Origin of the sequence: Microvenator marinus (assembly GCF_007993755.1) — a bacterium.
Lineage (GTDB): Bacteria > Myxococcota_A > Bradymonadia > Bradymonadales > Bradymonadaceae > Allomicrovenator > Allomicrovenator marinus.
This window is the reverse complement of record NZ_CP042467.1, coordinates 4,461,752-4,485,913: the sequence shown is the minus strand read 5'-3', so window position 1 is coordinate 4,485,913 and position 24,162 is coordinate 4,461,752. Positions and strand designations below refer to the sequence as shown.

18 protein-coding genes are annotated in these 24,162 nt (G+C 55.1%); 5 read left to right on the top strand and 13 right to left on the bottom strand.

The features are described 5' to 3' along the window. Nucleotides 1–17: 17 nt before the first annotated feature. Nucleotides 18–479: a hypothetical protein gene (locus tag FRD01_RS24455; RefSeq protein WP_249755731.1), complete on the top strand. Its 462-nt coding sequence runs from the start codon at nucleotides 18–20 to the stop codon at nucleotides 477–479. On the opposite strand, the gene FRD01_RS18425 is transcribed toward FRD01_RS24455, so the two are convergent. Further along, on the bottom strand, nucleotides 476–4,876 hold the full coding sequence (locus FRD01_RS18425) for a WD40 repeat domain-containing protein (protein WP_146962341.1): 4,401 nt from the start codon (nucleotides 4,874–4,876) through the stop codon (nucleotides 476–478). The two genes, FRD01_RS24455 and FRD01_RS18425, sit on opposite strands and share 4 nt — an antisense overlap. A gap of 120 nt (nucleotides 4,877–4,996) precedes the next feature. Next, nucleotides 4,997–7,525: an alkaline phosphatase gene (locus tag FRD01_RS18420; RefSeq protein WP_146962338.1), complete on the bottom strand. Its 2,529-nt coding sequence runs from the start codon at nucleotides 7,523–7,525 to the stop codon at nucleotides 4,997–4,999. 91 nt (nucleotides 7,526–7,616) lie between these two features. On the opposite strand from FRD01_RS18420, the gene FRD01_RS18415 reads away from it, so the two are divergent. Further along, nucleotides 7,617–9,014 (top strand): RtcB family protein, encoded by a 1,398-nt coding sequence (locus FRD01_RS18415; RefSeq protein WP_146962335.1) that lies wholly within the window; start codon nucleotides 7,617–7,619, stop codon nucleotides 9,012–9,014. A gap of 150 nt (nucleotides 9,015–9,164) precedes the next feature. On the opposite strand, the gene FRD01_RS18410 is transcribed toward FRD01_RS18415, so the two are convergent. The 4 genes from FRD01_RS18410 to FRD01_RS18395 are packed head-to-tail and all read right to left on the bottom strand — an operon-like array spanning nucleotide 9,165 to nucleotide 12,806. Beyond that, nucleotides 9,165–9,584, bottom strand: a complete 420-nt coding sequence (locus FRD01_RS18410; protein ID WP_146962332.1) for a cytidine deaminase — start codon at nucleotides 9,582–9,584, stop codon at nucleotides 9,165–9,167. Beyond that, complete coding sequence (locus tag FRD01_RS18405; protein WP_146962329.1) at nucleotides 9,581–10,408, bottom strand: purine-nucleoside phosphorylase; 828 nt, start codon at nucleotides 10,406–10,408, stop codon at nucleotides 9,581–9,583. Before FRD01_RS18405 ends, FRD01_RS18410 begins: the two co-directional genes overlap by 4 nt. Further along, the gene (locus tag FRD01_RS18400; RefSeq protein WP_146962327.1) at nucleotides 10,409–11,278 is read right to left on the bottom strand and encodes a hypothetical protein; all 870 of its coding nucleotides are present in this window, start codon (nucleotides 11,276–11,278) and stop codon (nucleotides 10,409–10,411) included. A gap of 22 nt (nucleotides 11,279–11,300) precedes the next feature. Then, on the bottom strand, nucleotides 11,301–12,806 hold the full coding sequence (locus tag FRD01_RS18395; protein ID WP_146962324.1) for a NupC/NupG family nucleoside CNT transporter: 1,506 nt from the start codon (nucleotides 12,804–12,806) through the stop codon (nucleotides 11,301–11,303). 92 nt (nucleotides 12,807–12,898) lie between these two features. Here FRD01_RS18395 and FRD01_RS18390 point away from each other — a divergent pair, with 92 nt between their 5' ends. Next, nucleotides 12,899–13,789: a hypothetical protein gene (locus tag FRD01_RS18390; protein ID WP_146962322.1), complete on the top strand. Its 891-nt coding sequence runs from the start codon at nucleotides 12,899–12,901 to the stop codon at nucleotides 13,787–13,789. Continuing rightward, nucleotides 13,786–14,754, top strand: a complete 969-nt coding sequence (locus tag FRD01_RS18385) for a dipeptidase (protein ID WP_146962319.1) — start codon at nucleotides 13,786–13,788, stop codon at nucleotides 14,752–14,754. Before FRD01_RS18390 ends, FRD01_RS18385 begins: the two co-directional genes overlap by 4 nt. On the opposite strand, the gene FRD01_RS18380 is transcribed toward FRD01_RS18385, so the two are convergent. From FRD01_RS18380 to FRD01_RS18370, 3 genes are all read right to left on the bottom strand, one after another. After that, nucleotides 14,751–15,770 carry a DUF2914 domain-containing protein gene (locus tag FRD01_RS18380; RefSeq protein ID WP_146962316.1) on the bottom strand — a complete coding sequence of 340 codons (1,020 nt, stop codon included), beginning with the start codon at nucleotides 15,768–15,770 and terminating at the stop codon, nucleotides 14,751–14,753. The two genes, FRD01_RS18385 and FRD01_RS18380, sit on opposite strands and share 4 nt — an antisense overlap. Before the next feature lie 244 nt (nucleotides 15,771–16,014). Then, nucleotides 16,015–16,542, bottom strand: coding sequence for a DUF2505 family protein (locus FRD01_RS18375; protein WP_146962314.1), 528 nt, complete (start codon nucleotides 16,540–16,542; stop codon nucleotides 16,015–16,017). A 9-nt stretch (nucleotides 16,543–16,551) separates the two neighbouring features. Further along, complete coding sequence (locus tag FRD01_RS18370; RefSeq protein WP_146962312.1) at nucleotides 16,552–16,842, bottom strand: 4Fe-4S dicluster domain-containing protein; 291 nt, start codon at nucleotides 16,840–16,842, stop codon at nucleotides 16,552–16,554. A 150-nt stretch (nucleotides 16,843–16,992) separates the two neighbouring features. On the opposite strand from FRD01_RS18370, the gene FRD01_RS18365 reads away from it, so the two are divergent. Continuing rightward, nucleotides 16,993–17,685: a FadR/GntR family transcriptional regulator gene (locus tag FRD01_RS18365; protein ID WP_249755730.1), complete on the top strand. Its 693-nt coding sequence runs from the start codon at nucleotides 16,993–16,995 to the stop codon at nucleotides 17,683–17,685. 5 nt (nucleotides 17,686–17,690) lie between these two features. Here FRD01_RS18365 and FRD01_RS18360 read toward each other — a convergent pair whose 3' ends face one another. From FRD01_RS18360 to FRD01_RS18345, 4 genes are read right to left on the bottom strand one after another with little or no spacing between them, the layout of a single operon-like run. Further along, the gene (locus tag FRD01_RS18360) at nucleotides 17,691–19,535 is read right to left on the bottom strand and encodes a MopE-related protein (RefSeq protein ID WP_146962306.1); all 1,845 of its coding nucleotides are present in this window, start codon (nucleotides 19,533–19,535) and stop codon (nucleotides 17,691–17,693) included. Between the two features lie 16 nt (nucleotides 19,536–19,551). After that, on the bottom strand, nucleotides 19,552–20,847 hold the full coding sequence (locus FRD01_RS18355; protein ID WP_146962303.1) for a CAP domain-containing protein: 1,296 nt from the start codon (nucleotides 20,845–20,847) through the stop codon (nucleotides 19,552–19,554). A 44-nt stretch (nucleotides 20,848–20,891) separates the two neighbouring features. Further along, nucleotides 20,892–22,373, bottom strand: a complete 1,482-nt coding sequence (locus FRD01_RS18350; protein WP_146962300.1) for a M20/M25/M40 family metallo-hydrolase — start codon at nucleotides 22,371–22,373, stop codon at nucleotides 20,892–20,894. Next, nucleotides 22,370–24,133, bottom strand: coding sequence for a serine/threonine-protein kinase (locus tag FRD01_RS18345; protein WP_146962297.1), 1,764 nt, complete (start codon nucleotides 24,131–24,133; stop codon nucleotides 22,370–22,372). Before FRD01_RS18345 ends, FRD01_RS18350 begins: the two co-directional genes overlap by 4 nt. Nucleotides 24,134–24,162: the final 29 nt, after the last annotated feature.

Here is a 24,162-nt window from a genome sequence, read left to right as displayed (position 1 = left end):
GTCTCCTGGAGGACATCATGCAGATATCGGGAAGTGGAAGGCTATCCGCCGAATCTTTAGAAGAAACACTAGCGCGGTGGACCGAACAACTACACGGGCAAATGGACCAATACCGTGCCCAAGAACGCGCCAAGATCCGGGAAGAGCTAAGAGCCGAGATCCGGGAAGAGCTAAGAGCCGAGATCCGGGAGGAGCTGCGAGCCGAGATCCGGGAAGAGCTAAGAGCCGAGATTCGGGAAGAGCTAAGAGCCGAGATCCGGGAAGAGCTAAGAGCCGAGATCCGGGAAGAGCTAAGAGCCGAGTACCGATCTGAGATGGATTCAATGCGCGCGGAGATCTCCGCGCTGCGCGAAGAAAACGCGATGCTGCGCGCCGCACTTGAGGAGGAGCGCGCTGCCCACGACGCAACCCGAGTCGAGCTCGGTGGAAGAATTGCTGAACTCGAGCGACTGGTAAAGCAACTCTTGGACAAGGGCTAGCTCATCCGGTACACAGCACCTGTTGGTCCTCCAAGAAACAGGCGGCCGTCAAGCCACAACGCCTTTTCAGCCGCCGGTGTCTCCACAGGTGGCTTCAATTCCCCGTCTGGCTTCAAGATAAACATCTTGCCCCCTTTCCATGCATGGACATCTCCATCAGCAGAGACGGCGAGCGTTGAGAGATCTTCTTTGACTACCTTTTCGACCTTGCCAGTAGTCACATTGAATATTTTGAGCTTTTCGCCCCAATGGGTGAGCACCACACGTTCTTCGTCCAATTTGGCGATATCTCGCAGACGCTCACTTCCTCCAAATGCCAAGGGCTTGGAAACTTCCCTGGTCTCCAAATCCACGACAAACACATGCACGTCATCGTAACCAGCCACGATGAGTGTCTTTTCGTTCATACGCACCCATCTGTAGATGAATGAGTCTGTAAAATCTCCGCTGCGAGCGGTTTCCTTGCCGGTAGCTCGGTCGAGCCAAACTAACTCGGCCCTCGATGCTGCAATGATTTGGTTTTGATAGACCTCCAAGTATTCGCTTCGGCGAACGGCATCGCTTCGCCAAATCTCCTCACCGCTTGAGTTCATGGCAACAAGATTGTTGGTGCCTGAAACGTAGAGAACGTCATCTGACCAACGCGCACAGCACGCGCGAAAATCAAGCCCGGCTTCGAAAGTCGTCAGTCCCGACTCCACATCCCACTCAACGATTTTCTGGTCGCCTCCTGCACTGAGTAAGCGCGAGGCGCGCCCACGCCCAAGGAATTCAACTTTCTTAGTATGCCCCGGAATCGGGTTCGCAATGGGCTTATCCTTTCCATCCCAACGCTCGAGTGTGCTCTTATTTCCACCGGCGTAAATCTGTCGGGCCGAATCAAGCGCGAGCCCAAAGACTCCTGAATCCTCGTGACCTTTTGCGCGGCGCCGCTTCGACTTCTTTAGATCCCAGACCCAGACCCCGGTATCCTTTCCGTCCCACGAAGCAGCCACCAAGTGCCCGGCCCCCCGAAACTCGATTCGAGAAACGCTGGTTTGCTTGAGCAATTCCGCAGCAGCACTGAGGTCGCGATTCAGGCGTTCGATCCCCTTCGGAGTACCCGCATAGATGAGTGAATCAGGCCCGACTCGAACCTCAGCCATGGCTCCGAATCTCTTTCTAGCTAGCTCTTCTCCAGTGGTGTTCATCACGACCACGCTCGTGTCGGTCGCGTACATAAAAGTGGAGTCATCCAGCCAGTCAATCCCGTTGATGTCCTGAGGGTCTTGGCCCTCCAACTGTATGTCTGCAGTAGCGACGTCGATGAGATACCAGTTTCGGTGATCAGTCACCGCAATCACAAGCTTTCCATCCTTGGAGAATCTAGCCTTTCGAACCCCTCCCGAAAGCGAGATTGCACGTCTTGCGCTTAGGTCATCCACCTGAAGGAGCGCAAAAAACCCGTGATGGCCCGAGAGTGCGAGGTTTTCTCCCGACACTTGCACGTCATAGAGCCAACGAGGTTCCGTGGCCCCCACCACTCGCCCGTCCGGATCGAAGACTACAAGCCCATTTGTGCTCGCCACAAAAATCTTTACGCCATTCTCGGGGATTGCAACACCATGTACATTTCCACCACAGATCCATCGTGGGTCTCCAAGCCTTTCAAAAGTTGCCACCTCAGAACTCGAGCCCTTTGAGGCGAGCTTGCTTGCATGCGCTGCCTTGAGCTCCGCCACTCGACCCTTGTCTAGATCGTGTGCGTACATGGTCACGGGGCGCGAAAGGAATTCACCCAGTACCTCATCGATCTCGGGGCGCTCCAGATTCATCAAGTAGCGAAAGAGATAGTAAAAATTATTATGGTAATAGCCAACATACCCGCCATTGTAGTGGGTGTAACGTACAATCGAAGGTAGTTCGCTGGCGAGCACTGCGTAGAACGCATCGCTGAGGTCATAGTCAACGGCCCAATGCACAAAGTTGAACTTGTAGACGGTGTTCGGTGATTGCAAGAGCGCAATCAGCTCACTTTCTTTCGGATTGCTGTACTCTAAGAAGGTACGAGTGCAATACGTCGCATTCACATCACGTTTGGATAGTTCTGAGCGCGCCAGATCGCGCACTTCAACGTGGTGATGGCTCAAATACTGGAGCAGTCTGGTCTCCGCAAAATCCGCATCCAGGGCTCCTAGCAACTCAACCACTGCAAGGTGAAGTTCGAGGTCTACGAACTTCGACTTCTCGATGACCTTTGAAGCAAAGTCGACGAGTTCAGCATTCACAGATTCCCCAGCTCGCTTCGCCCATCGTTGCTGCATGACTCGTTCGTAGGCCATCACGTTGGAGGCTCCCGAGATCTTACCAACACAAGCAGCGATCAACTCGCCGGCACGTTTCGTGCCGAACTCTGAAAGCGCAAACAAGGCAGGCCGTGCAAGGTCGCCATCCAAGAGTTCTTCGCACTTTTCGTAGACCCAGTCCTCCTCTGCGCCAAGTCGCGCAAGGAGACGAGCGGCGGACTTAAGAGCCACGATCTGAAGTGCTTCTGGACCCTCCTCTGCCACGACTCGAATCTCCGAGACATCGTCAGTTGTCTCCCCAAGAGTGCTCACGGTCTCTAACAATGCCCGCATCACATCCTTGTTTTCGATCTCCGACATATAGTCGCCTTCGACCCAATTGAACTCGAGAATCATGGGCCGGAGCACGTCCACAGCTCGCCTACGTCCCTCCTCGGGCATGCGAGCCAGGCCGATAACCACATCCTTGAGCGTATGGTGGTACTTTTCGCGCAACCCTAACTTCTCAACCATGCCCTCAAACGCCCGAGGGTCACCGGTTCTCGCCGCAACGGACCACCAGCCCTTCGCCAGTAGGAGCGGGAGCACACTTTTGCCCTTGAACCCGAGCTCTTCCTTCACTTCCTCGATTTCAACGCTCACCACACTCGGGCGCGTCTCGCTTGCATGCTCGATAAAGTCGATAAGCTTAAGGCCGTAGGCCACATCAGGATCGACACTCGCGAGATACTCGAAGAATACGTCCAAAATTTCCGGCTGGTCCAAGTGTTCCCAAGTCGCTGCCACAACACTTTCACGGTCTCCTTCCGCAATGAGGTCGTGGGCTTTTTCCAGACGTTGAGCCGACTCTAGGACCTTTCTTTGCTCGTGTTCCATCTCCTCACGCATGCGGTCCTCAGCCCTGTCTGGATCGAGATCGAGGTCCAGAAACTTCTGACGCCACGCGTGGATATCCTTGATCTTTCCGAGCTCTTTGCGTCCGTTGATCAGCTCGCGAATCAGTGCCGCGCAATCTCTGACCAAGGGAGACGGGGCTTCATCAGCGATCTCGAGCATTTGGCTGAGCTCTGGTTTATCGAACCAAAAAAGCCGCCAAAGCCAGTAGAATTGGGTCTCTGGCGTCTGCCGAACGTGATGATATTTAAGCGCCTCCTCCCAATGTAGCCCTGAGTGGATCTGCTCCAAAAAGTAGTTAGAGATATCTTCCATCCCGACCACAGAATTCTGCCTCAGGAGGTAGTTGACCCATGCCATTCGCCAGTAGAAATACTCCGCGGGACAGTTTGATTCGTACTCAAACTCAACGTCGGTCTCTTCGTAGATGGAGTCGTAGTGCCACGAAGGATTTACCTTTCCTTCGAGCCTTTCGGCCGCTTCAAGAAGTTCTTCTTCCGAGAACTCGCCATCTTCGTCATGAACCATCCCGAGCACATGGTTCAGGTACGCAAACGACGAAACGGAGTCCGCGATCACGGCAGAAATACTGGCTTCGTCGTGATCCCACATCACGACTTCTGAGCGCCCGGGATCTTCTCCACTGAGGGCAAAATAGGAGTCGCCATTCCCGGCGGTTCCAATGAACACTCCGCCCATAAAGGCCTCGGCCATGGCAGTACCGAGGTAGTTAGCTTGGTCGAGCAAGATGAGCTGCTCAAAGCGGTTCGAAACACCGAAATCGGGCAACTCCAAATCCTGGTCCCAGATTCGCCACTCGTTGTAATTGGTCCATCCAAAACTATAGCGGTCTCTTAGGTCGAGAAACTTCTCGAGGTCCGGTGAAAAACTGGTATTGCGATCCGCTGCAATTTGGGCCTTCAAACCTCTCGACTCAATGGCCTGAGCGTCGTTAACTGCCACAAGTGCAGCTTCAAACTCTTCCTCCCACCAACGTTGAATTTCAGGGTCTTGTGCGAATCTCTGGTCAGGCGGAACCCGACTCTTGTACCCATCGTCGAAAAGCTCGCGCGTTATTAAGCGCATAGCGGCTACCGCTTCATTCTGATTTTCGAAGGACTGAGTCTCGTCGCGCCCACTATCGGAGGTAATTCGAACCTCAGCGTCATTGAAAACAAAAGAAACCCACTCGTTGTCGCGCTCTAAGTACCACTGCATCGGTGACTCCATGTCGAAGGGAGAATTTGATCGTCATTTTCAGAAACCGAAAGATAAACGGAACTCGACACTTCTGACGAGTGAGGAAACTCCACCCTGCAGACTTTTTTGAGGTGTGGCCTACCGAGCCCATTCCAAGAGGATTTGGCCAATCTGAGGTTGGTCCAGATATCCTTCAAAGCGATACGCCCATGGCCCGTAGGCAAAGAGCGGCACGAAATGTGCCGCGTGCGGGGCCGATTTCGAAGCCCCCTTTAGTTTTCCTTCCTGCACCAACCAAGCGTACTGAAGCATGATCACTGAATCTGCCCAATCGCCTCGAACTTGCTTATCCACAAAGCCCTCGGCGTTTCGCACCGACTTGTAATTCACGGGCAATTCAATGCTCTCAAAGGTGCCACCACAGCGAGCCTCTGCGCCGCACCTGTTGCCAGTAAACGGATAGTGATTGTCGATCACTGACAAGGTGTGGTCGTGGTCGGACGTCACGATCAACAATGTGTCGCCGTTCTCGTCCACAAATTTCTTCGCCACTTCCACCGCCTTGTCAAAGTCGACAATCTCTTGGATCACACTCATATCTCTTGCTGCTTCGTGCAGGCGCCAATCTAGCTGACCACCTTCGACCACGAGGAAAAACCCTTTTTCGTTGGGCAATGACTTTAGCGCAACGTCTGTCATAGCCGCCAAGGACGGGTGCTTAGACTCGCCCTTGAGCCGCTTTTCGGCAGAATCAAGCCCCTGGTCAGCGAACACACCAAAGAGCTTCGACTGGGGCTCAACAGGCCAGGTCTCGGACACCGAATACCCAAGTGTCTTGAGGGCGTCTAAATGCGGTCCAAAATCAGCCTTGCCCCCACCCAGTGCAACGTCGATACCGTCAGCCCCTTCCACTCGATTATTTAGATCTAAGAATTGTTTTGCGATATCGCCAGTCTGCGACCGCTTGTTCACATGGGCGTAAAACGCCGCCGGCGTGGCATGGGAAAGTTGTGTGGTCGTCACTAGCCCTGTCCGCAATCCAAGCGATTCCGCAGCTTCGAGTACGCTCTTTGCGCTCTTCAACTCGCCGCCCTCTGGGACCATGCCCACGGCGTTGTAGCGTGTGCGCTTGCCGGTCGCTAACGCAGTCGCGGTAGCTGCCGAATCGTTTACGAGCCTGTCCGTTCCATGCGTAGAAACAAATCCCTGGTGTGGTAGTTCGCGAAGCTTGAGCTCACCATGAACGTAGGTGGCTGCGGCGAGCCCGGAGTGACCAAGTCCGTCTGCAACCATGAGAATGACGTTCTTCGGCTTTGTTGACTCTTTGGCACGTGGCGTACCGACGTCTCCTGCCACAAGCGACTTCAGGGTCTTGCCCAAATCGGCATTATCCTTCATCTGAACCAACGCCTCAGCCCCCGGACCCTCCGCCATAACGCCAACGAGCGTAATTGTATGCGCGGCATAGAATCGCTTTTCAGAATCCCAAAGCGGCCGACTCGCCTGTGAGAGATAGCCCCAGCCAAGGCTCATGATTTGCGGCTCCTCCCAGGTCCATGTTTTGTCGTTGGGAATCGACACGTCATAAACCGCAGGGGGAGCACCGCCCTCTTTGAGATCCATGGCTTTTTCTAGCTTTTCCTTACCACCGAGCTTTTCCACAAATGGCGCCGCGCGCTCGGATGTAATCACAGCCAGACCACCTGTTTCATGGTCAGCCGTCACAACCACGAGCGTGTCATCTCTCTCGCGCGAGTAGTTCAGCGCGCTGCCAACTGCCTCATCCAAGTCCAGTGTTTCTGACACCGCGCAGGCAGCATCCAGATCATGACCGCACCAGTCGATTTGCGAGCCCTCAACCATCAAGACCCAACCCTTGGGCCTCAACATATCAAGTCGCGTAATCGCTTCCTCGGTCATTTCTTTGAGGCTTATCGGTCGTTCACCGGTTAGCTTCAGCGGGAAGTGCCCGGGAGTTAGAAGTGCGGCGAGCGGTTTGTTTTGAGCGACGCGCATATCCTGAACGTTGTCTGCCACCTGATAGCCCCACTCCGAGAGCTCCGCGGCCAAATCGCGACCATCTTTGCGCTCATTGAAGTGACGCATACCCCCACCGATCATGACGTCGATTCGGTTGTCGAAGAAATCCTGAGCAATCTCATCCGCTGAGTCTCTATTGGCGCGATGGGCACCAAAGGCCGCGGGCGTTGCGTGCGTGATGACAGTGGTGGAAACAAGGCCCGTTCCCAGACCCTCGGCTTTGGCAGCCTCCATCAAGGTCTCCATGTGTCGCGCATCGTCGGTCTCGTTCTCGGCCGTGGTCCCAGGCGTCACACTCACGCCCTCAAAATGAGTCTTTCGGCCGGTTGCAAGCGCGGTCGCGGATGCCGCCGAATCGGTAGAAGCGTGTTCGTACTCGTGATGCGTCGTGCTTCCAAAATGCGGCATCGACATCATGGCCAGCGGTCCGCCGTTTGCGTAGGCAGCGGCACTCACGTAATTCATCCCCATTCCATCGCCAATGAAGAGAATGATACGTTTAGGCGGTTTTGGGGCCTCGCTCACCTTTTCTTCAACGGCTTGGGAATTCTCCGACGTTGGCTTGGGGTTAGAGCACGCCGCGATGAGAATCATCAAAAGGGAACTTAGATAGGTCTGAACACGCATGAACTACTCGAGCAAAAGTCGCGGTATTCTCAAGATTACCCGCAACGAATACAAGTGACGTTTTCGCGACAACTCGAGAGAAGGGCACATTATGAAATCTCGCGATTTAATAAACTTGGGGATCCCAAAAGAACATCTCAAGGCTGCCATTGCCGCAGTCACCAACGCACGCCGCGGAGGAGCCAAGGCGGCAGAAGTCAGACGAACTGTGAGATCACTCTCCATTGCACCTCATGAGTTTGTCGCCGACCCTACGTTTGGCGAATTGGCGACGCTTCTCATCAATACACCCGTTGCCACCTGGAGGGAGCGCGAAACTCCGGCGCCATGGGCGAAATATGGAGATGACCTCGACGAGAGCGCCATTCGCCAACTCGAAAACGCGTGTCGTCTACCCGTGGCGGTGCAAGGGGCGCTGATGCCCGACGCCCACGTAGGCTACGGCCTCCCGATTGGCGGAGTCCTCGCCACCGAGAACGCTATCATTCCATACGCCGTGGGGGTGGATATCGCGTGTCGAATGAAGCTGACGGTGCTCGACACACCCGTGCACGCCATCAAGGGCGAGAAGGAGAGGCTTATCAAGGCTATCGAGTCCGAAACACGGTTTGGAATGGGAGCGCAGTTCCGGGGCCGTGATAGGCGCGACCACGAGGTCTTGGAAGAGGACACATGGTCCGAAGGGCCGGTCACGAAGCGCCTCAAGGACAAAGCGTGGGCACAACTCGGCACAAGCGGTTCTGGAAACCACTTCGTAGAGTTTGGAACGCTCGAACTCAACTCACCAGACCTTGGGCTTGAGGCAGGCACTTATCTAGCCCTTCTCTCGCACTCAGGGAGTCGTGGTGCGGGCGCCACCGTGGCCGGTCACTATTCGAAGCTCGCCCGCGAGCTCCACCCAGAGTTACCAAAGGAACTTCAACATCTGGCCTGGCTGGACATGGACTCGGAGGCGGGCCAGGAATACTGGGAAGCCATGAACCTGATGGGGCGATATGCGGCGGCAAACCACGAGATGATCCACCGCATGGTCTCAAAGGCATTGGGCGCAAAGGTGCTCGCTGATGTAGAGAATCACCATAACTTTGCCTGGAAGGAGATCCATGACTCCAAGGAAGTCTACGTGCATAGAAAGGGAGCCACGCCCGCCGATGAAGGTGTGCTCGGGATTATTCCTGGCTCCATGGCCACGCCTGGCTATGTGGTGCGTGGACGCGGTGCCGCTGAATCCTTAAAGTCCGCTTCCCACGGTGCGGGGCGCGTAATGTCGCGCACCAAGGCCAAGGAAACAGTCAATTGGTCCAAGGTTAAAAAGAGTCTAGCTGAGAAAGACATCACACTGCTCTCAGCCGGCGTGGACGAAGCACCCGATGTCTACAAGGATATCGACGAGGTGATGCGCGCACAGACCGACCTCGTGGACATCGTCGCGAAGTTCAGCCCCAAGATCGTCAAGATGGCTCCCGCCGGAGAGCCGCCAGAGGATTGATGCATCTTGTCGTTTGCGACTCACTGTCTACGCGGGCTCTGTCCGCGTATGCGATTCCTAGTTCCAGGTCCTTCAACCAGATCGTTAGTTGGCTTCGGTTCTAACGTGAGCGGGCACTGTCCATCCCAAGCGGACAGAGCCCGCTTGTACTCAAACGAAATCCGACTTTCTGAAGCGGTGTGGCAACAACTCATCAATCGTCACAAATTCGTGTTCGCCCGCATTGTTTGAAAGCAGAATCGGCAATTTTTCAGAAAACTCGGCGAGCACTTGTCGGCAGATGCCACACGGCGCCACACATGAATCCGCTGGCGTCACAACCGCGATTGCCAGAAACTTGCGTTTTCCAAGGGCGACCGCCGAGCCCACAGCGGTTCTCTCCGCACATACCGTGGCGCCGAACGTGGCATTCTCCACATTGCATCCGTGGACAATACTTCCGTCATCGAGAAGCAATGCGGCTCCCACCGCGAAGTCGCTATAAGGGGCATACGCCCTGTTCTGGGCCTCAATAGCTTCCGAGGCCAAACGAGTCCAAACCTCGCCTTTGATTCCTTCAAAATCTTTCATTCAGCGTCCATGAGTTCGACCGTTTTGCGCACGAGGCTAGCGAAAGCTTCCTTCACCAAATCGGCCGTGGCCTTAACCTCGGCGTGGTCGAGTTTAGTAGGAGAGATTCCCGCCGCGAGGTTTGAAATGCAGCTGATGCCGCCCACCTTGAGCCCCATGTGATTTGCCACGATGGCCTCGGGCACGGTTGACATACCAACAGCATCGGCACCGACTTTCCCGAACATTCGAATCTCGGCCGGCGTCTCGTACGAAGGACCCGCAACTGCAACGTATACGCCGGCTTTCAAAGGCACGTTGAGCTCTCTAGCCGCCCGAACGATCAAGTCTTGCATCTCAGGATTATAGGCGTGCGACATATCCGGGAATCTCGGCCCGAAGCGGTCGTCATTGTCTCCACGCAAGGGATTGAAGCCCATGTAGTTGATATGGTCGGTGATCAACATTAGATCTCCGGCCTTGAAGTCCGGATTGATGCCACCTGCAGCATTCGTGATGATGACTTTGTCGATTCCCCATAGACCAAAGGCGCGCATTGGGAGCGTGAGCTCTTCAGCACTCCAGCCTTCGTAGTAGTGTACTCGACCTTGCATCACAGCTACGGTCTTTCCAGCCAACTCGCCCACCACCAAACGACCAGCGTGTCCTTCGACTTTTGAGACCGGAAAGTTCGGAATCTCCGAGTATTCAAAGGTCATCGAGTCGGACAGTTCTTCGGCCATCGCCCCGAGCCCGCTGCCCAACACCATTGCGGCGCTAGGCACCTTGCCCACGCGCTCTTTTAGCCAATCTGCGGCCAATTTCACTTCATCGTAGTACGTCACTCATCCTCCAGAATTCTTGAACCCCTGAGCCAAAATCTCGAGGAGTCCGCCGGTTTGAAGCACCGGGTTCAATTGGGTGGCCAGGACCGCCGACCCTTGTTTTCTATACGTTTCGATTAACTCTTTTCGTTTTGCGACTGGCAATTTTTCCCACGTCTCAAACGATTCGTTCGGCATCTTGGATAGTGCTACAAGCCCAGGCCGAGCCCATTCAAGATCCGTTGGAGCAAGTCCCATTTGCTTGGCGAGTGGGTCGAGCTCCACATCCGTGTCAGTCTTTGACGCCAGGGTCTTGAGTTCGGCGGCGCTCTTCGCCTCCCAAGGCTCCCCGCCCTTGACCCTACTATACGCGTCCGCAGCCGCAGCAACACCCGCGCAGCGAATCGCACCATCGATCTGTTTTACGTATCCATCGTTCTCGGAAATGTACGTGTTGAACCGAGTCAGCAACCCGATGAGCTTGGTGTGCTTCTCCATGGCATCACGGCCGTTGGTGAACACATCAAGCCCAGTACCCTGCGATGCTTCCTCGAGCGCCTTAGATGCCTCGGAATTCTCGGGTTGGTCATAGAACCACTTATTTGCGGCGAGAAATCTGTCTACGTCTTCGGCGTCGAGCGGTCGCCCAAGGGCTTGCACAATTCGCTTCTGGTCCACTTCGGGCATCTCCACGCCTTCGGGCAGTAGGTCACGTAGATCTTTGAGTCTCTCAGGGTCGAAGGACTTGGACTTCTCAGCGGCCACCGCGCTCAACTTCTGAACACCAACCCACGCAGCGTAAAGACCGGCTCCACCGAGTAGCATCCCGATCAAAAGGAGCACGCATCCGCATCCGGCCAGTGTTTTTAGAATCGAGCCTTTACTAGACATAAATGTGTCGGCCTCTAGGGGTTTAGTTCAAGATCCCGGCGATTGTCGCCGTCATACACGCCGCAATCGTACCACCGATCATGGCCTTAAATGCGATCTTCGCGAGGTCATGCTTTCGGCTCGGCGCAATACCACCAATACCACCGAGCTGAATGCCGATGGACCCGAAGTTAGCAAAGCCACACAACGCGTAGGTCGCGATAATCACGGAGCGATCCTTGAGCACGATATTTGGATCATTGAGCATCATCTGAAGCTCGGCGTAGCCTACAAGTTCGTTGAGAACCATTTTGATTCCCAACAATTTGCCTACGTGAACCGCGTCGACCCAGGGCACACCCATGATCCACGCGATCGGGCTGAAGAGGTAGCCGAGGAGCACCTGTAGAGTGAGCGGATCTTCGCCCTGAGGAAGTGCGATGATGCCGTTGACCATGGCTACCAACGCGATGAACGCCAACAACATAGCGCCCACGTTGAGCGCGAGTTTCAGACCTTCGGCAGCCCCACGGCTAGCGGCATCGAGCACGTTCACGTCCTCTTTTTCCAAGGTCATTTTGACGCCACCCATCGTTTTTGGGGTCTCAGTCTCAGGAATCATAATCTTCCCGATCACCAACGCCGCTGGGGCACTCATCACACTCGCCGCGATCAGGTGACCCGCAATGTTCGGAAACGAAGACTGCAACATGCCCACATAAATCGCCATCACGCCGCCAGCCACCGTTGCGAATCCGCCAGTCATGACGGTCATCAATTCAGACACGGTCATGTCGTCCACGTATGGCTTGACCACAAGTGGCGCCTCGGTCTGCCCCACAAAGATATTTGCCGCCGCACTGAGGCTCTCAGCTCCCGAAGTGCCCATGACCTTCTCCATGACCCACGCAAACCCAGCCACGATCTTATGCATCACGCCGATATGGTAGAGGATCGTCATCAAAGACGAGAAGAAGATGATGGTCGGCAAAACAGCAAACCCGAAGTTCACAAGAGCGGGCTCCCATTGATTGGTCACAAAACTCTTGAAGATGAAGTCGGACCCCACGTTGGTGAAACCAAGTAGAGCATTCACGCCTCTTGTCGCCTGTTCAAACGCCCACTCCCCTCCAGGAACGAAAAAGATTGCCAGAGCAAAAGTAATCTGCAGCCCCACACCCCATCCAACCAATTTCCAACTGATGGCCTTTCGGTTCGTCGACATCAACCACGCGATAAAGATGAAGAACGCCAGGCCAAGAAAGCTAATCGCCCGCTCCAGGACTGAAGACTTTTCACCCTCTCCAATCTTTCGCTTGAGGATCGGCTGCGCGTCAGCCTTGGCTTCTGGAGCTACCTTGGCGTTGTCAGTATCGGCCGCCGGTGCGTCTACCTTGGCCTCAACTGGAGCCTCGGTCTCGTTCTGAGCGCTCACGTCATTGGGAGAAATCAAATATCCTGTGAAAATCACAAAAACACTGAACAGAGCAACAATCCACGCGGCGCACTGGGCGTAGCGGTTCTTACTAAAGCGAGAGGAGGCGTACATGCCGAGTCCTTCGGGGGGTTTACGAAAGAACGCTCTTTTAACGCCTTCAATCCCGCTAGGCAAGCGATGGTTCTCCTTGTAAAACAGAAGGCATGAAGGAATCAGTACTTAAGCTTGTCATGCTGGCCGTGTTTGGCTTTGGTTGTGTAGATACCACGTCCACATTTCCTCAGGAGCCCTCCGAGGTCACAGACCCTTGCGGAGGGGCGCTCGAGGCCAAGACTTTAGTCGTAGACCAGGTTTCCTTTGTGGGTCACGAAGGAGAAGTCTCCAACGGTCTTAATATCGACGGACGCCTCTCCGACCGAGGCGACGAAGAAACCTGCGGGCAAGAGGATTTCGTCTCGCCCACAGGCGAGCCCGGGGTCGACAATCAGTTTGCGCGCCTCGTTCCAGCGCTCGATGCTGTGGCCGGCGCAGACTCGGTACTCGCCGTGATTCAGCGCACCATCAACTCGGGCGGGCTCCTGCTCTCGCTCGAGGTCTCGAAGCTCGACAGCCTGGAAGACGACGCGTGTGTGGAAGTTCAAGTCGGCAGAGCGACTGGCCAACCGTCCATCGGAGCCAACGGACTTCTGGAAGAAAGTCAGACTTATGAACGCGACCCTAACATTGCCCCCACGCTGATCGAAGGCGCCCGAATTGAAGAAGGGAAACTCGTGGCGGGACCGTTCGATCTTGAGCTTCCGCTCGTGGTGGACAATTTTGAGGTTTTCGTCCAAATCCGGAACGCCACAATCGCGGGGTCTTTTACCGAGTCCGGGCGTTTTGAAGGGATCATCGCGGGCGCGATCGTGATTCCCGAGTTTGCAGAAAGCATCTCCCAAATCGACGCGTCGGCCGACGTCCTACGACTAATCTCCACCTCACTCTTTCGACTCGCCGACCTCGCACCGAACGCCGAAGGCGAGTGCGAGGAGCTCTCCATCACCTTAGACGTCACCGCGGCGCCGGGTTTCTTTTTCCCTGATGATGACCCATGATTATCGACCTGCACGTTGACTTTATCATTCAGCAACGCCTTTTTTCCTACGACGCGCTCAGACAACATCGACCGGGAATCAAGGGGCAGCCCCTCATCTGGCACGCTGACATCCCACGCATGCTTGAAGCCAAGTATTCTGGGGCATGTCTCGGCATTCACTATTACCCGTGGGAATCCGAGAGTGGTTTTCTCGAAATGAACAAGCAGATCGACTACCTCGACTATGACTTGGCGGCAGACCCTAGAGTTTGGCGCATCCGAAATCGCTCAGAATGGCGCCTGGCCCTTGCCGAAGGCAAACTCGCTCTAGCCCCAGGCGTCGAAGGCGCGCACATGCTGAACAAGCGGCTTGACCGCGTACATACGCTTAAAGAGCGAAGTGTCGCTTACCTGACGCTCACGCATTTCTCCAAGAACGAAGCGGCGACGCCCTCGATGGGACGCGGTGCCAACGAAGTCGACGGCATCACCGATTTTGGACGTGATCTAGTGGAGGCACTCCAGGAGTCGGATATCACAGTGGACGTGGCGCACCTCAACACCCCAGGTGTTCTGGATGTCTGCCGCATATCCAAAAGGCCGCTCTTCTGCACGCATACCGGCATCAAAGGAGCCTATCCGCACGCGCGCAACATCACCGACGAGGAAATCGACGGTATCGTGGCTACAGACGGTGTCATCGGCATCATGTTCGCCCCGAAATTTCTGACTGGTAAAGTTCGAGTGGACTCAAATTGCGTGCTCGACCATATCGAATACGCGCTCAAAGTGGCGGGCGACCGACACGTGGCCATCGGTTCTGACTACGATGGTTGGATCCCGATCCCGAGCGATATGCGGGATTGCCGCGATATCAACCTTATCGAAAGAGGTCTTCGCGCACGAGGTCACTCGGAAGACACCATCAAGCGCATCATGGGAGAGAACGCTCTCGAACTCCTGAGCGGAGAACGCGGTCTCTAGAGAAGTTGGCGAGATTTTTTCGCCTCGTCGCGAGGCTCCTCGACCTTGATCTTCTGAACGCCCAGCACATTGCCACCTTTCAGAGCCGTTTCGACCTTCCAGTATCCGGGTCTTGCGTAGCGTTTACGGCTCCAGAAACGCCAGCCGTCCTTTCGCCCACCCTTGATTTCAAACGTCATCACGTCACGGGCCTGCCACGAACCTTCAACCTCTTGAAACCACCGGTGTTCCAGCACGGCATGCGCGCCTTTCGGAGCAGCCACGGCGGTGAGCACGTAAACGGCGTCTCCCGAGTCTTTAGTCACGACCGGTGCCGCACCCAGCTTTTGCGAAAAGCCTTGAGCGTCTGGGGCGCATGAATACTCGGCCTTGATAAAATCCGTGCAGACCAGACCATTCTTCATCACTAGCGGTACCGGCGGGATCAGGCCAATCGCATATACGCCCACCAGGATCCCCACGGATATCAGCGGCCCGCGCAAGAGCTGCTTGATGCGCCCCGCGAGCAGCCACACCACAACTACCAATCCCAGCGCCATGGCCGTACTCAGGTAAAAGTAGACGGGTCGCACACTATCTAGCGCGTAGGGAATCACGAAGTTCAGGAGCATCGCCAACGAAACGGCATAAATTCCCCAGATGATTTCGCGCAGTCTTTTGTCTTTGTGAAGAAATTCGTTCGCGACCATGCCGCAGAAAAGAATCATCACGAAGAGGAACGAGAAGAGCTGGTGTGAACTTTTGAAGTAGAGCACCACCATAGCGCTGAAGAGCGCGCCAAGACCAAACTGGGTGGCGTACGAGAGCCATTTGCTCCACTTTTCAAACGCGCCGCGAGCCTGAAGGATAAGCAGCACCGAGACAAGCAGCGCATAGGCTCCAAGCGCGCCGAGATTGAGCCAGTTGAGCGGCCCCCTCAAAGTCAGAATATCGAATACAAACCCGCCCACGAACGCCGTGAATGGTGCGTAGGCTCTCGCTCTCTGGACGTGGGCTGGGTCTATCAATAAAGCCATCGTATTGCCTTTCTCGCCTGAAAACACAAATCAATGCAGACGGGCGTGGCAAAACCTCAAGCGATAAGAAATTTATTTCTTTAGGTGACCAGCCAAATTGCGCCACCGATGAGGGCCATGTGCAAGGCGAGGCTCAGGCATACCTGGGCGGCGATGCCTGAGATATCATGTCTTTCTAATTCTTTCACGATTTGCTCCGTTGAACGTCTTCATCGACGCCAACAGACTGCAAAGGGTGGGCCAACTACTTCGAAAGATGCTTTTCGCAGCCGCGATTCACTTCTTTGAGGTTGGGAGTGATCATTTTGACCACAAAGCCTTCGACGACATCAGAGACCTTTCCAGCGACCAGGCGCGGCACACCGGGGATCTTTGAGGCATCCACACGAAGATTGCCTTCGATATGCACCTCGGTCCCGTTACCTTTCTCGATATAACGAGTTGTACCGCTGCAAGAAATCGCCTCTTTTAGGAAGCCAACTTCCATGTCCCAGTTGCAGATATGCTGGTCATCAAACCACGTGGCGCGGTCGGTCCAGCGCAACATTTCAGGCTTGATAAACTTAGACGCCATTGCGGGAATATCCCCCTCTGAGGCCTTCCAAATGTTGACGATCTTAACCATCGTATCATCGAGCCTGTCGTAGCTCTCAACCTCGATTGACTCAATCGTAGGGAGGTAAGGCTGCAACTCCTTCAGATGGTCTCTAAAGGTCTCGTAGACGGTCTTTCGGTCAAATGCGATGTGGTCGCGAATATCAATTCTCGCCATCGAGTGTCCTTACGCAAAAAAGTCTGCATTGAGTTTGATGAAATTCGACCACTTTCCAGGAACATCGTCCTCTTCAAAAATGGCCTCAACGGGACACTCGGGTACGCAACATCCACAATCGATACATACGTCTGGATCAATAAACATCTGTATATTCGCCAGGGCCTCAGTGTCACCAGCGGCTTGGAGGTCCTTGACCTCGTCCACTGGTAGCGGGCCGTGAATGCAATCTACCGGACAAGATTCTACACACGAGGTATCGCACGTACCCAAGCACGGTTCAGTAATTACAAACGCCATAGTTACTCCTAGGAAACTGCAGGAACGCTGCTCGCTACTCTTTTACATCGTCCACGAATAATCAACCCAAATCTTTTCGTTACATTCCCGAGATGAACCTCATCTGGTATGACCACTTGGTCGAACGCATTCTACCGACGAGTTGACGAAATGTTTACGCCAATAACGAAAAAATCTGTCTCAGACTCTGTTTTTGAACAACTGAGACAGAGAATTCTAGCGGGCGAGCTCGCGGCCGGCGAAACACTTCCGAGCGAGAGGCATTTGGCTGAAACCCTTGGGGTCAACCGAGGTGCCGTCCGCGAAGCCCTCAAACGCCTTGAACAGGCAAAGCTCATCACCATTCATCAAGGCGAATCTACGCGAGTCTTGGACTTCTGGGAGACCGCTGGCACCGAGCTGATTTCTTCGCTCATTTTTGATGCGGATGGTCAGATTGATTTTGAAGTCGCGAGAAGCGTGATGGAAATGCGAAGCGCCATGGCCGCTGATATCGCGAGACTTTGCGCGATTCGAAGCCCGGAGATCGCTGAAAACCTGCTCAGGATTTGTGAAGAGATGAAGCTTGGCGACTTGAGCGCACGCCAAGACCTAAACATGGAGTTCTGGGCGACCGTCATTCGAGGTTCGCAAAACGTCGCCTACCAACTCGCCTTCAACTCGATTCGAGAGCTCTACGATCAGATGCGTGAATTGATGGCGGTAGTCCTGATGGAGGAGCTCAACAACTTGTCTTCTCATCGAACCATCGCCGAGGCCATTGGCGCAGGCGAGTCTGAAAAAGCAAGGAAACTGGCGCTGGAACTCGTGTCAACGAGGGCTCCTTCCTCGTTAGTTGGGTAGTTCGCCTACAGGAAACGGCGCAGGATGAAGGCACCAAAGAGACCTAGGACGACGAGCCCGTAGGGCGAGTCTTGCTTTTGGTCCACAGTGGCGCAGCCGCAACCATCATCCGAGGAGTCTGAGCTGCCAGGCGCTGGGGCCTCGCCCATATCTTCTGCACCCATATCATCAGCGCCCATATCTGGCTCTGGCTCTGGCTCTGGGTCTGGTGGTGTGATGGGACAATTTTCTTCGACCACACCATTACAGTTGTTATCGAGGTTGTCGCCACACGTCTCTTCAGCTTCAGGACGAACTTCGCCTTCGCATTTACCGGACCAGCGTCCTTGTTCGCAGGACTCAGTTCCAAGTTCACAGATACCTTTGTCTTGCGTGCCTGGACGACCGGAGTAACAAGGCCGTTCTTCACCAGCGTTGCATTCGTCAACGGTTGGCAAACATTGAACGGGAGGTACGGTTTCAGACCAGGTTGGACACTCTGGATCCTCGAGATTGACGCGCCCCTCGGCATCTACGCTAACCCCAAGCGAACCAAGCGAAGGGAAACGGTACACAAACCCCTCAGCGTCAATAGCCGAGTAGAAGAAGCGGTAACAACCTGCCGTAAGGCTTTGGACGTTTTCGAAGGTAAGACCAGAGTATGGGAAGACCGGTTGCTCCTCGAATTCACCCATATCGGTGTCCATATCTGGATCCATGTCTCCCATGTCTTCCATATCTGGACCCATATCGCCCTCCACAGGCACCATTTCGGTTGGAGGCTCGACCCAAAGATCCATGTCGAAACACGACCCGTTCATGGCCAACTTCAAAGATTGCGGGGCACCAACGGGCTGGTGGTAGCGAACAGAGAAGAGGACTTCCCCTGGCTCTACAACACCGAACGTGCCTTCTGGGTTCTGTTCTGTCGCGGTGAATCCAGGTTGGAACGCAACACCATCAGAGAGCACTGGCACCGGATCGCGGCTGCCACCGAAGGCAAAAGTCCAATAGAACGCTTGTTGCCACTCGTCCGGGTTACAGATCTCGGGGTCCAAAGGCTCGTTGAGGGTGCAAGGAGGTGCTGGGTTTTCGTCGGTCCCAAGGCAGAGCCCCAGACAATCCGGATTCAGAGCCGTATCGCACTCATTTGCACCGGTATCGATATCGGTACAAATGCCCTGAGCGCATGGCTCAAACTGTGGTTGGCATTCCTGAGGGATAATCGGTGTATTGACTTGAGAGAACGCTGCTGCGCGATCTCGAGGGCTAAAAAGCGCGCCGAGTGAGTTCTGCACCAAGAAGTTCGCCGCCAGCTCGCCTGGAAGCGTTGGGATTCCGGCAGGCAAATCACCTGGCCAGAAGAATTCGTTGTTGATGACACCGGGACCTCTGTTCAAGAGAGCCCAGCGGTCTGCCTCTTCAGTGCCTTCTTCACAGGTCGTGATCGGCCCAACGCACTGGACCTCACCATTCTTCAGGCCCATTTCACAACACGTGTTGTAATCTTGAGGGGCCGGCATCATGCCCGGGGTACAGAAACACTGATACTGAATCGCGTGAGCGCCTTGCCAGCGGCCTGCTTCAGCGAAGAAGGGCTGGTATGTCAAAGCAGCAATTGGGTCGACCGGCTCACCCTCTTCGGTCTGGATACCCCAAACGTAAGGGGCAGTTCTGACGCGGTTTGCGAGGTGAATCGCCACGCGTTCTTGCATGGTCGGCATCTCACCGGCACCGATGCCCGAGAAATAATAAGCCTGAGTCGACTCGCCTAAGTTCTGGCCCTGAGTCTCAGTATCTGGAGCGGGTTTTTCCACGTCCGTGGTACACCCAAGCGCAAGCAATGGCGCGACAATCAACGCTCTTTTCATAACATTCCTCAATATTTCACCGTCGCCGCCGGCGACTGAACGCGCCCATCATGAGAGCAAACGACCAAAGCCACACATAACCCATTCCCGCCGAGGCGCAACCTTCAGATTCCTTGGTTGGCGATTCTTCTGTTGGCGCGTCTATCGGATCAGGAAGTGGTTCTTCGACCACGGGTTCTTCAACCTCACAACCTTCATCGACCTCGCCGTCACAATCGGCATCTGTTCCATCGCAAATTTCTTCGCCCGGCACAATCTGGTTCAGACATTCGCCTGTCCATTGTGACCCTACACAACGCTCAACTCCTGAGGCGCAAACACCCACATCTCGGGTGCCAAAGGGTCCGGTGTAGCAGGCGCGCGTGTCTCCAGTTTCACATGTTTGCCCGCTCGGAGAGCACGTGTCCGCGGGGCGCTCCTCAACGTAAAACTCACACCCATCACCCACGCCAAAACTTCCGCGAGACGGGTAAGTGATGTCGTTTCCTTGCCCATCAGTGAAATGGAAGTAGTAGCGATTACAGCCTTGGTCGAGGCTGACCGTGGTTTCAAATGAACCGTGTTCCGGGGTGCCGTAGACGAGATCAAGATCGTGACACTCGCCATTGACGATGACCATTGCCACACGCGGCCCGCCCGTCCCTGGTTGGTAATACGTGATGCCAAACTTTGAGGACGTGCTCGCCCCCATATGAATACCGTCGCCGATCACAGGCGGCGAGCCACCGACGCCAAAGTCCTGAACCCAGGCGGTCGGGTAGTAGCCGGTTCCAAGCAGTCGGTGCCCAGCATTATTGATGTTTGACCAGTGCCCCTCGGAGAAAGTCCAACCTTCAATCGCAGACTGCGGCGTGGGCTGGCCCATCGCCATGTTCTCGCCGGAATAAGCAGGGCTGAACATGCTCACGCGATCCGCGGCATCCATCACGCCACAACCACTTGCGGGTTGGGCACACTGTGGCTCATCGGGCCCAGCTTCGAGCGGGCAGCACGAAGAGTGGTCCTCGCACCAGCACGAGGCCTCGATGATGTGTTTTGCGTGAAATCGTGCGGCTCGGCCGAGGGCAGCGTCATAGCGCAACGGCGGCGTTGGCGCGTATGCCCCTTGCTCATTAAATGCTTGCGGCTCGGTGCGGAGCTGGTTCGTCAAATAGAGCACGACCCTCTCTTCATAAGAAGGATAGCCGTCGATAGGCTCGCCCAACGCGAAATTTCGACTCATAAGGTCGGCATCAGCCGGAGCCTCGGGAGTTTGAAACCCGTCCGAACACGAGAGGAAAAAGAGTGATGTAATAAGAAAAAAGAGCTTCATCGCGGCGAAGTGTACTCAAAAGACCAACACAATGCCACTACCACTCATTCGGATAGACGCTGAAAGACTTCGGCGTAGAGACGAATCGCTTTTTCGTAACCTTCGATGGAGACCCGCTCGTTCACGCCATGGATTCGAGGCGTGTCGGTTGGGGTCAAGACGAGGGGCAGAAATCGATAGGTGTCATCGGCCAATGGTTCAAAATGGCGTGAGTCGGTCCCGCCCACCGTAAGTGACGGAGCCACAAATACGCCATCCTGCCAGACGTTTCGGATAGATTGCGAAATGACCGCATAGCCCAGCCCGTCAATCGATGACGGCGAGGTTGGGTTCGAGTTGAAGCCCCGTTCTGGAACATCAATTTTGACACGTTCGTCGTCGATCAGTTCCTTCGCTCGCTCCAAGACGCCCTCTCTCGTATCGCCGGGAAGAATTCTGAAATTAACTTTCGCACTGGCTGTTTTCGGCAAGATATTTTCACGCACACCGCCATGAAACACCGTCAGAGCTGTCGTGGTTCGCACCGTGGCGTTGGTGGAGGGCTTGCCAGCAAATACCCGCAGAACAAGGGGCTCCAAAATCCAAAGGTTCGCAAAAACCCATCTCAACGGCCCGTTCACTTCAGGCGCAAGATGGGCCAGCATACCTTCGACCGGCGGGGTGAGCCGCGCGGGGAATGGGTTCTCCTCTAGCTTCGAAATGGCCCGAGCAAGAATTCCGACAGCTGTTTGTTTTCCAGGCATGGACGAATGCCCACCCTCGCCTTCGGCGCTCAGCTCAAGGGTCACAAACCCTTTCTCGGCCAGGCCGATAAAGGCCACGGGCCGGTCTACCCCAGGGAAAAACCCGTCGCCGATGATATGTCCCTCGTCCATGGACCACACAAATCTTCGATTCTCCCTTTCAAAATGAGCTTTGATCGCCTTTGCGCCTAAATGTCCACCAACTTCCTCATCGCATCCAAAGCCGAGCACGATATTGCGCTCAGGTTTGTAGCCACGACTCGCCAAGACCTCGAGCGCCTCAAGCATTCCAAACACCGAGACCTTATCGTCCAGCGCGCCTCGCCCCCAGATGAACTCGTCGTCCACATGACCTGAAAACGGAGGATGCTCCCACTCTTTGAGCTTCTCTTCTTCCTCGGGGACCACGTCGGTATGCGCGAGGAAAAGCACCGATCCAGCCCCCTGGGCTGCCTTCCACTCATAGACCCACGAACATTCACCAATCTTTTGACGCGCAAGCGTCTGGTGCACCTTCGGATAGGCCGATTCGATCAAGGTGAAGAGTTCATCCCACTTCGCGAAATCCATCTTCGACGGATCTTGGTCGGAAACGGTGGGAATTTTAATGGCGTCGGAAAGTCGCTGCTCAAAACCCTGATTCGGCTCAAACTCTTTCGGTGTCTGAGGAACCGGCTGTTTTGACTGAACGAATAGGCCTCGGAAGACGATCACGAGGATCACGATCACAAAGAGCGTGACGCTAGCGGCACCACCTCGTTTAAGGCGCCCTTTCCAAGTCATCGTCCTCTCTCAATTTTAATATTTGAGGGTGGCTCGTCTTGACCCGCCTCACCTTCGAAAAGATCGATGACCTCGCCTTTCTTCGGTGCGGTCTTCTTTGCCCTTGATGTTTGGGGTCTTTCCCCTGTCGATTGCTCGGCCTTCTCAGCCTTCTCGGCCTCGTCCGCCTCTTCCTCATAGAGTTTGAGGAGCTCCTCTCTTGAGAGGGTGTCTGCCTCGGGCGCGAAATTTCTCAGCTGAAGCACAATCGCAACCAAGAGCACGAGCACGATGATGGCCACAACGAGTATGAGTCGTGCCGGTATGGCAGTCTTGGGTTTTGCTGGCTCCTCCGGACGTTGCCGCTCTTGCGAAAACCGCTCTCTCGGGTCAAAGGCAAGTTCCGGGCTCTGAGGCTGTGCCCTCTTCGGCGACGGCTCGGCCGGTGGGGGTACGGGTGCGGCTTGAATCTTAACGTCCGTAGCCGGAATGGTTCCCATTCCTTCTCGACTTCCGAATACAGAGTTCATCCGCTCGGTCGTAAAGCGACTCATCTCGGAGCTCTGGTCCACGCCTGGAACCGAGAGCATGGTTGGCAGCTCTCCTCTTGGGTCTTGCATCTGCTCGGTGATCGGCGGCACGCCTTCACGCGGAATGGTCTTGATCAACGACTCAGGGTCGGTCCCAAACTCCAGCGAACCATCGATGTTTGGGTCGATCACGGTCCCCTGACCTAGGGGTTCATCGAGTTTGATAGCCCCCGTTTTGCGGACATAGTCTTGCCACGCCCCTTTGACCGCGTCGTCCGCTTCCAAAAATGGTGTAGATCCCGCACGGACCTTGTTAGGCTCGAGCTTCGGGCGCTGTCTGGACACGCTCACCGGAGCACGCAAACCCTCGTCCAATTCGCGGACAAATCTACGCTTGCCTATCCCCATCACTTCCAGTCGTTGCACCAGCCCGAGCATGGACTTCGGCTGACGATTCTCTGGGGATTTTTCCAACATGGACATGGTCAAGTTCGCGCAAGCTTCTGAAATCTGCCCACTGGCGACCGCTTCATCCAGACCAGGTGTCGGCTCGCTGACCTGCTGAAAAAGCACCTGCAAGGGGTCGCCCGTAAACGGTGGTTTGCCCGTCAGCATTTCGTAGAGCACCACACCGAGCGCATAGATCTCAGCCGTCTCGTCAAACTCATTTCCGCGAGCGTACTCGGGAGCGATGTATTCGGGAGTGCCGTAGACGAGACCGTTCGTAGTCAGGCGTACGTCTTGGCGCGAAGGCCTCGCGAGACCAAAGTCCAAAATCACCACCCGCATCGCACCGCTAGAGTCCGAGGTGATCATGATATTGGCGGGCTTTAGGTCGCGGTGAACGATACCACGTGCATGCGCTTCCGCCATCCCGGTAGCGATCTGACGAACGATCTCCATCGCCAGTTCCGGGGCGAGGCTCCGCCCCTTTAGAACTTCGTGGAGAGATTTTCCTTCGACGAGTTCGAGCACCATAAAGACGCCCTTCTCATGCGATCCAAAATCGTAGAGACGAACAATATTCGGGTGTTCGAGACCGGCCATAACCTGAGCTTCGCGCTCAAATCGAACCTTGGACTCTTCGGTCGTAAATACTCCGACGCGCAGGACTTTGATGGCAACATTTCGTCCAACAGACCGTTGAACACCACGGTAGACCGCCCCCATACCACCGGCACCAAGCAGGTTGCCCACTTGATATCGCCCGTCCAGAACAAGCCCAGTCATTGAAGTTACGTCGCCTGACATTTACCGTCCGTCCACGGAAATTTGACCGA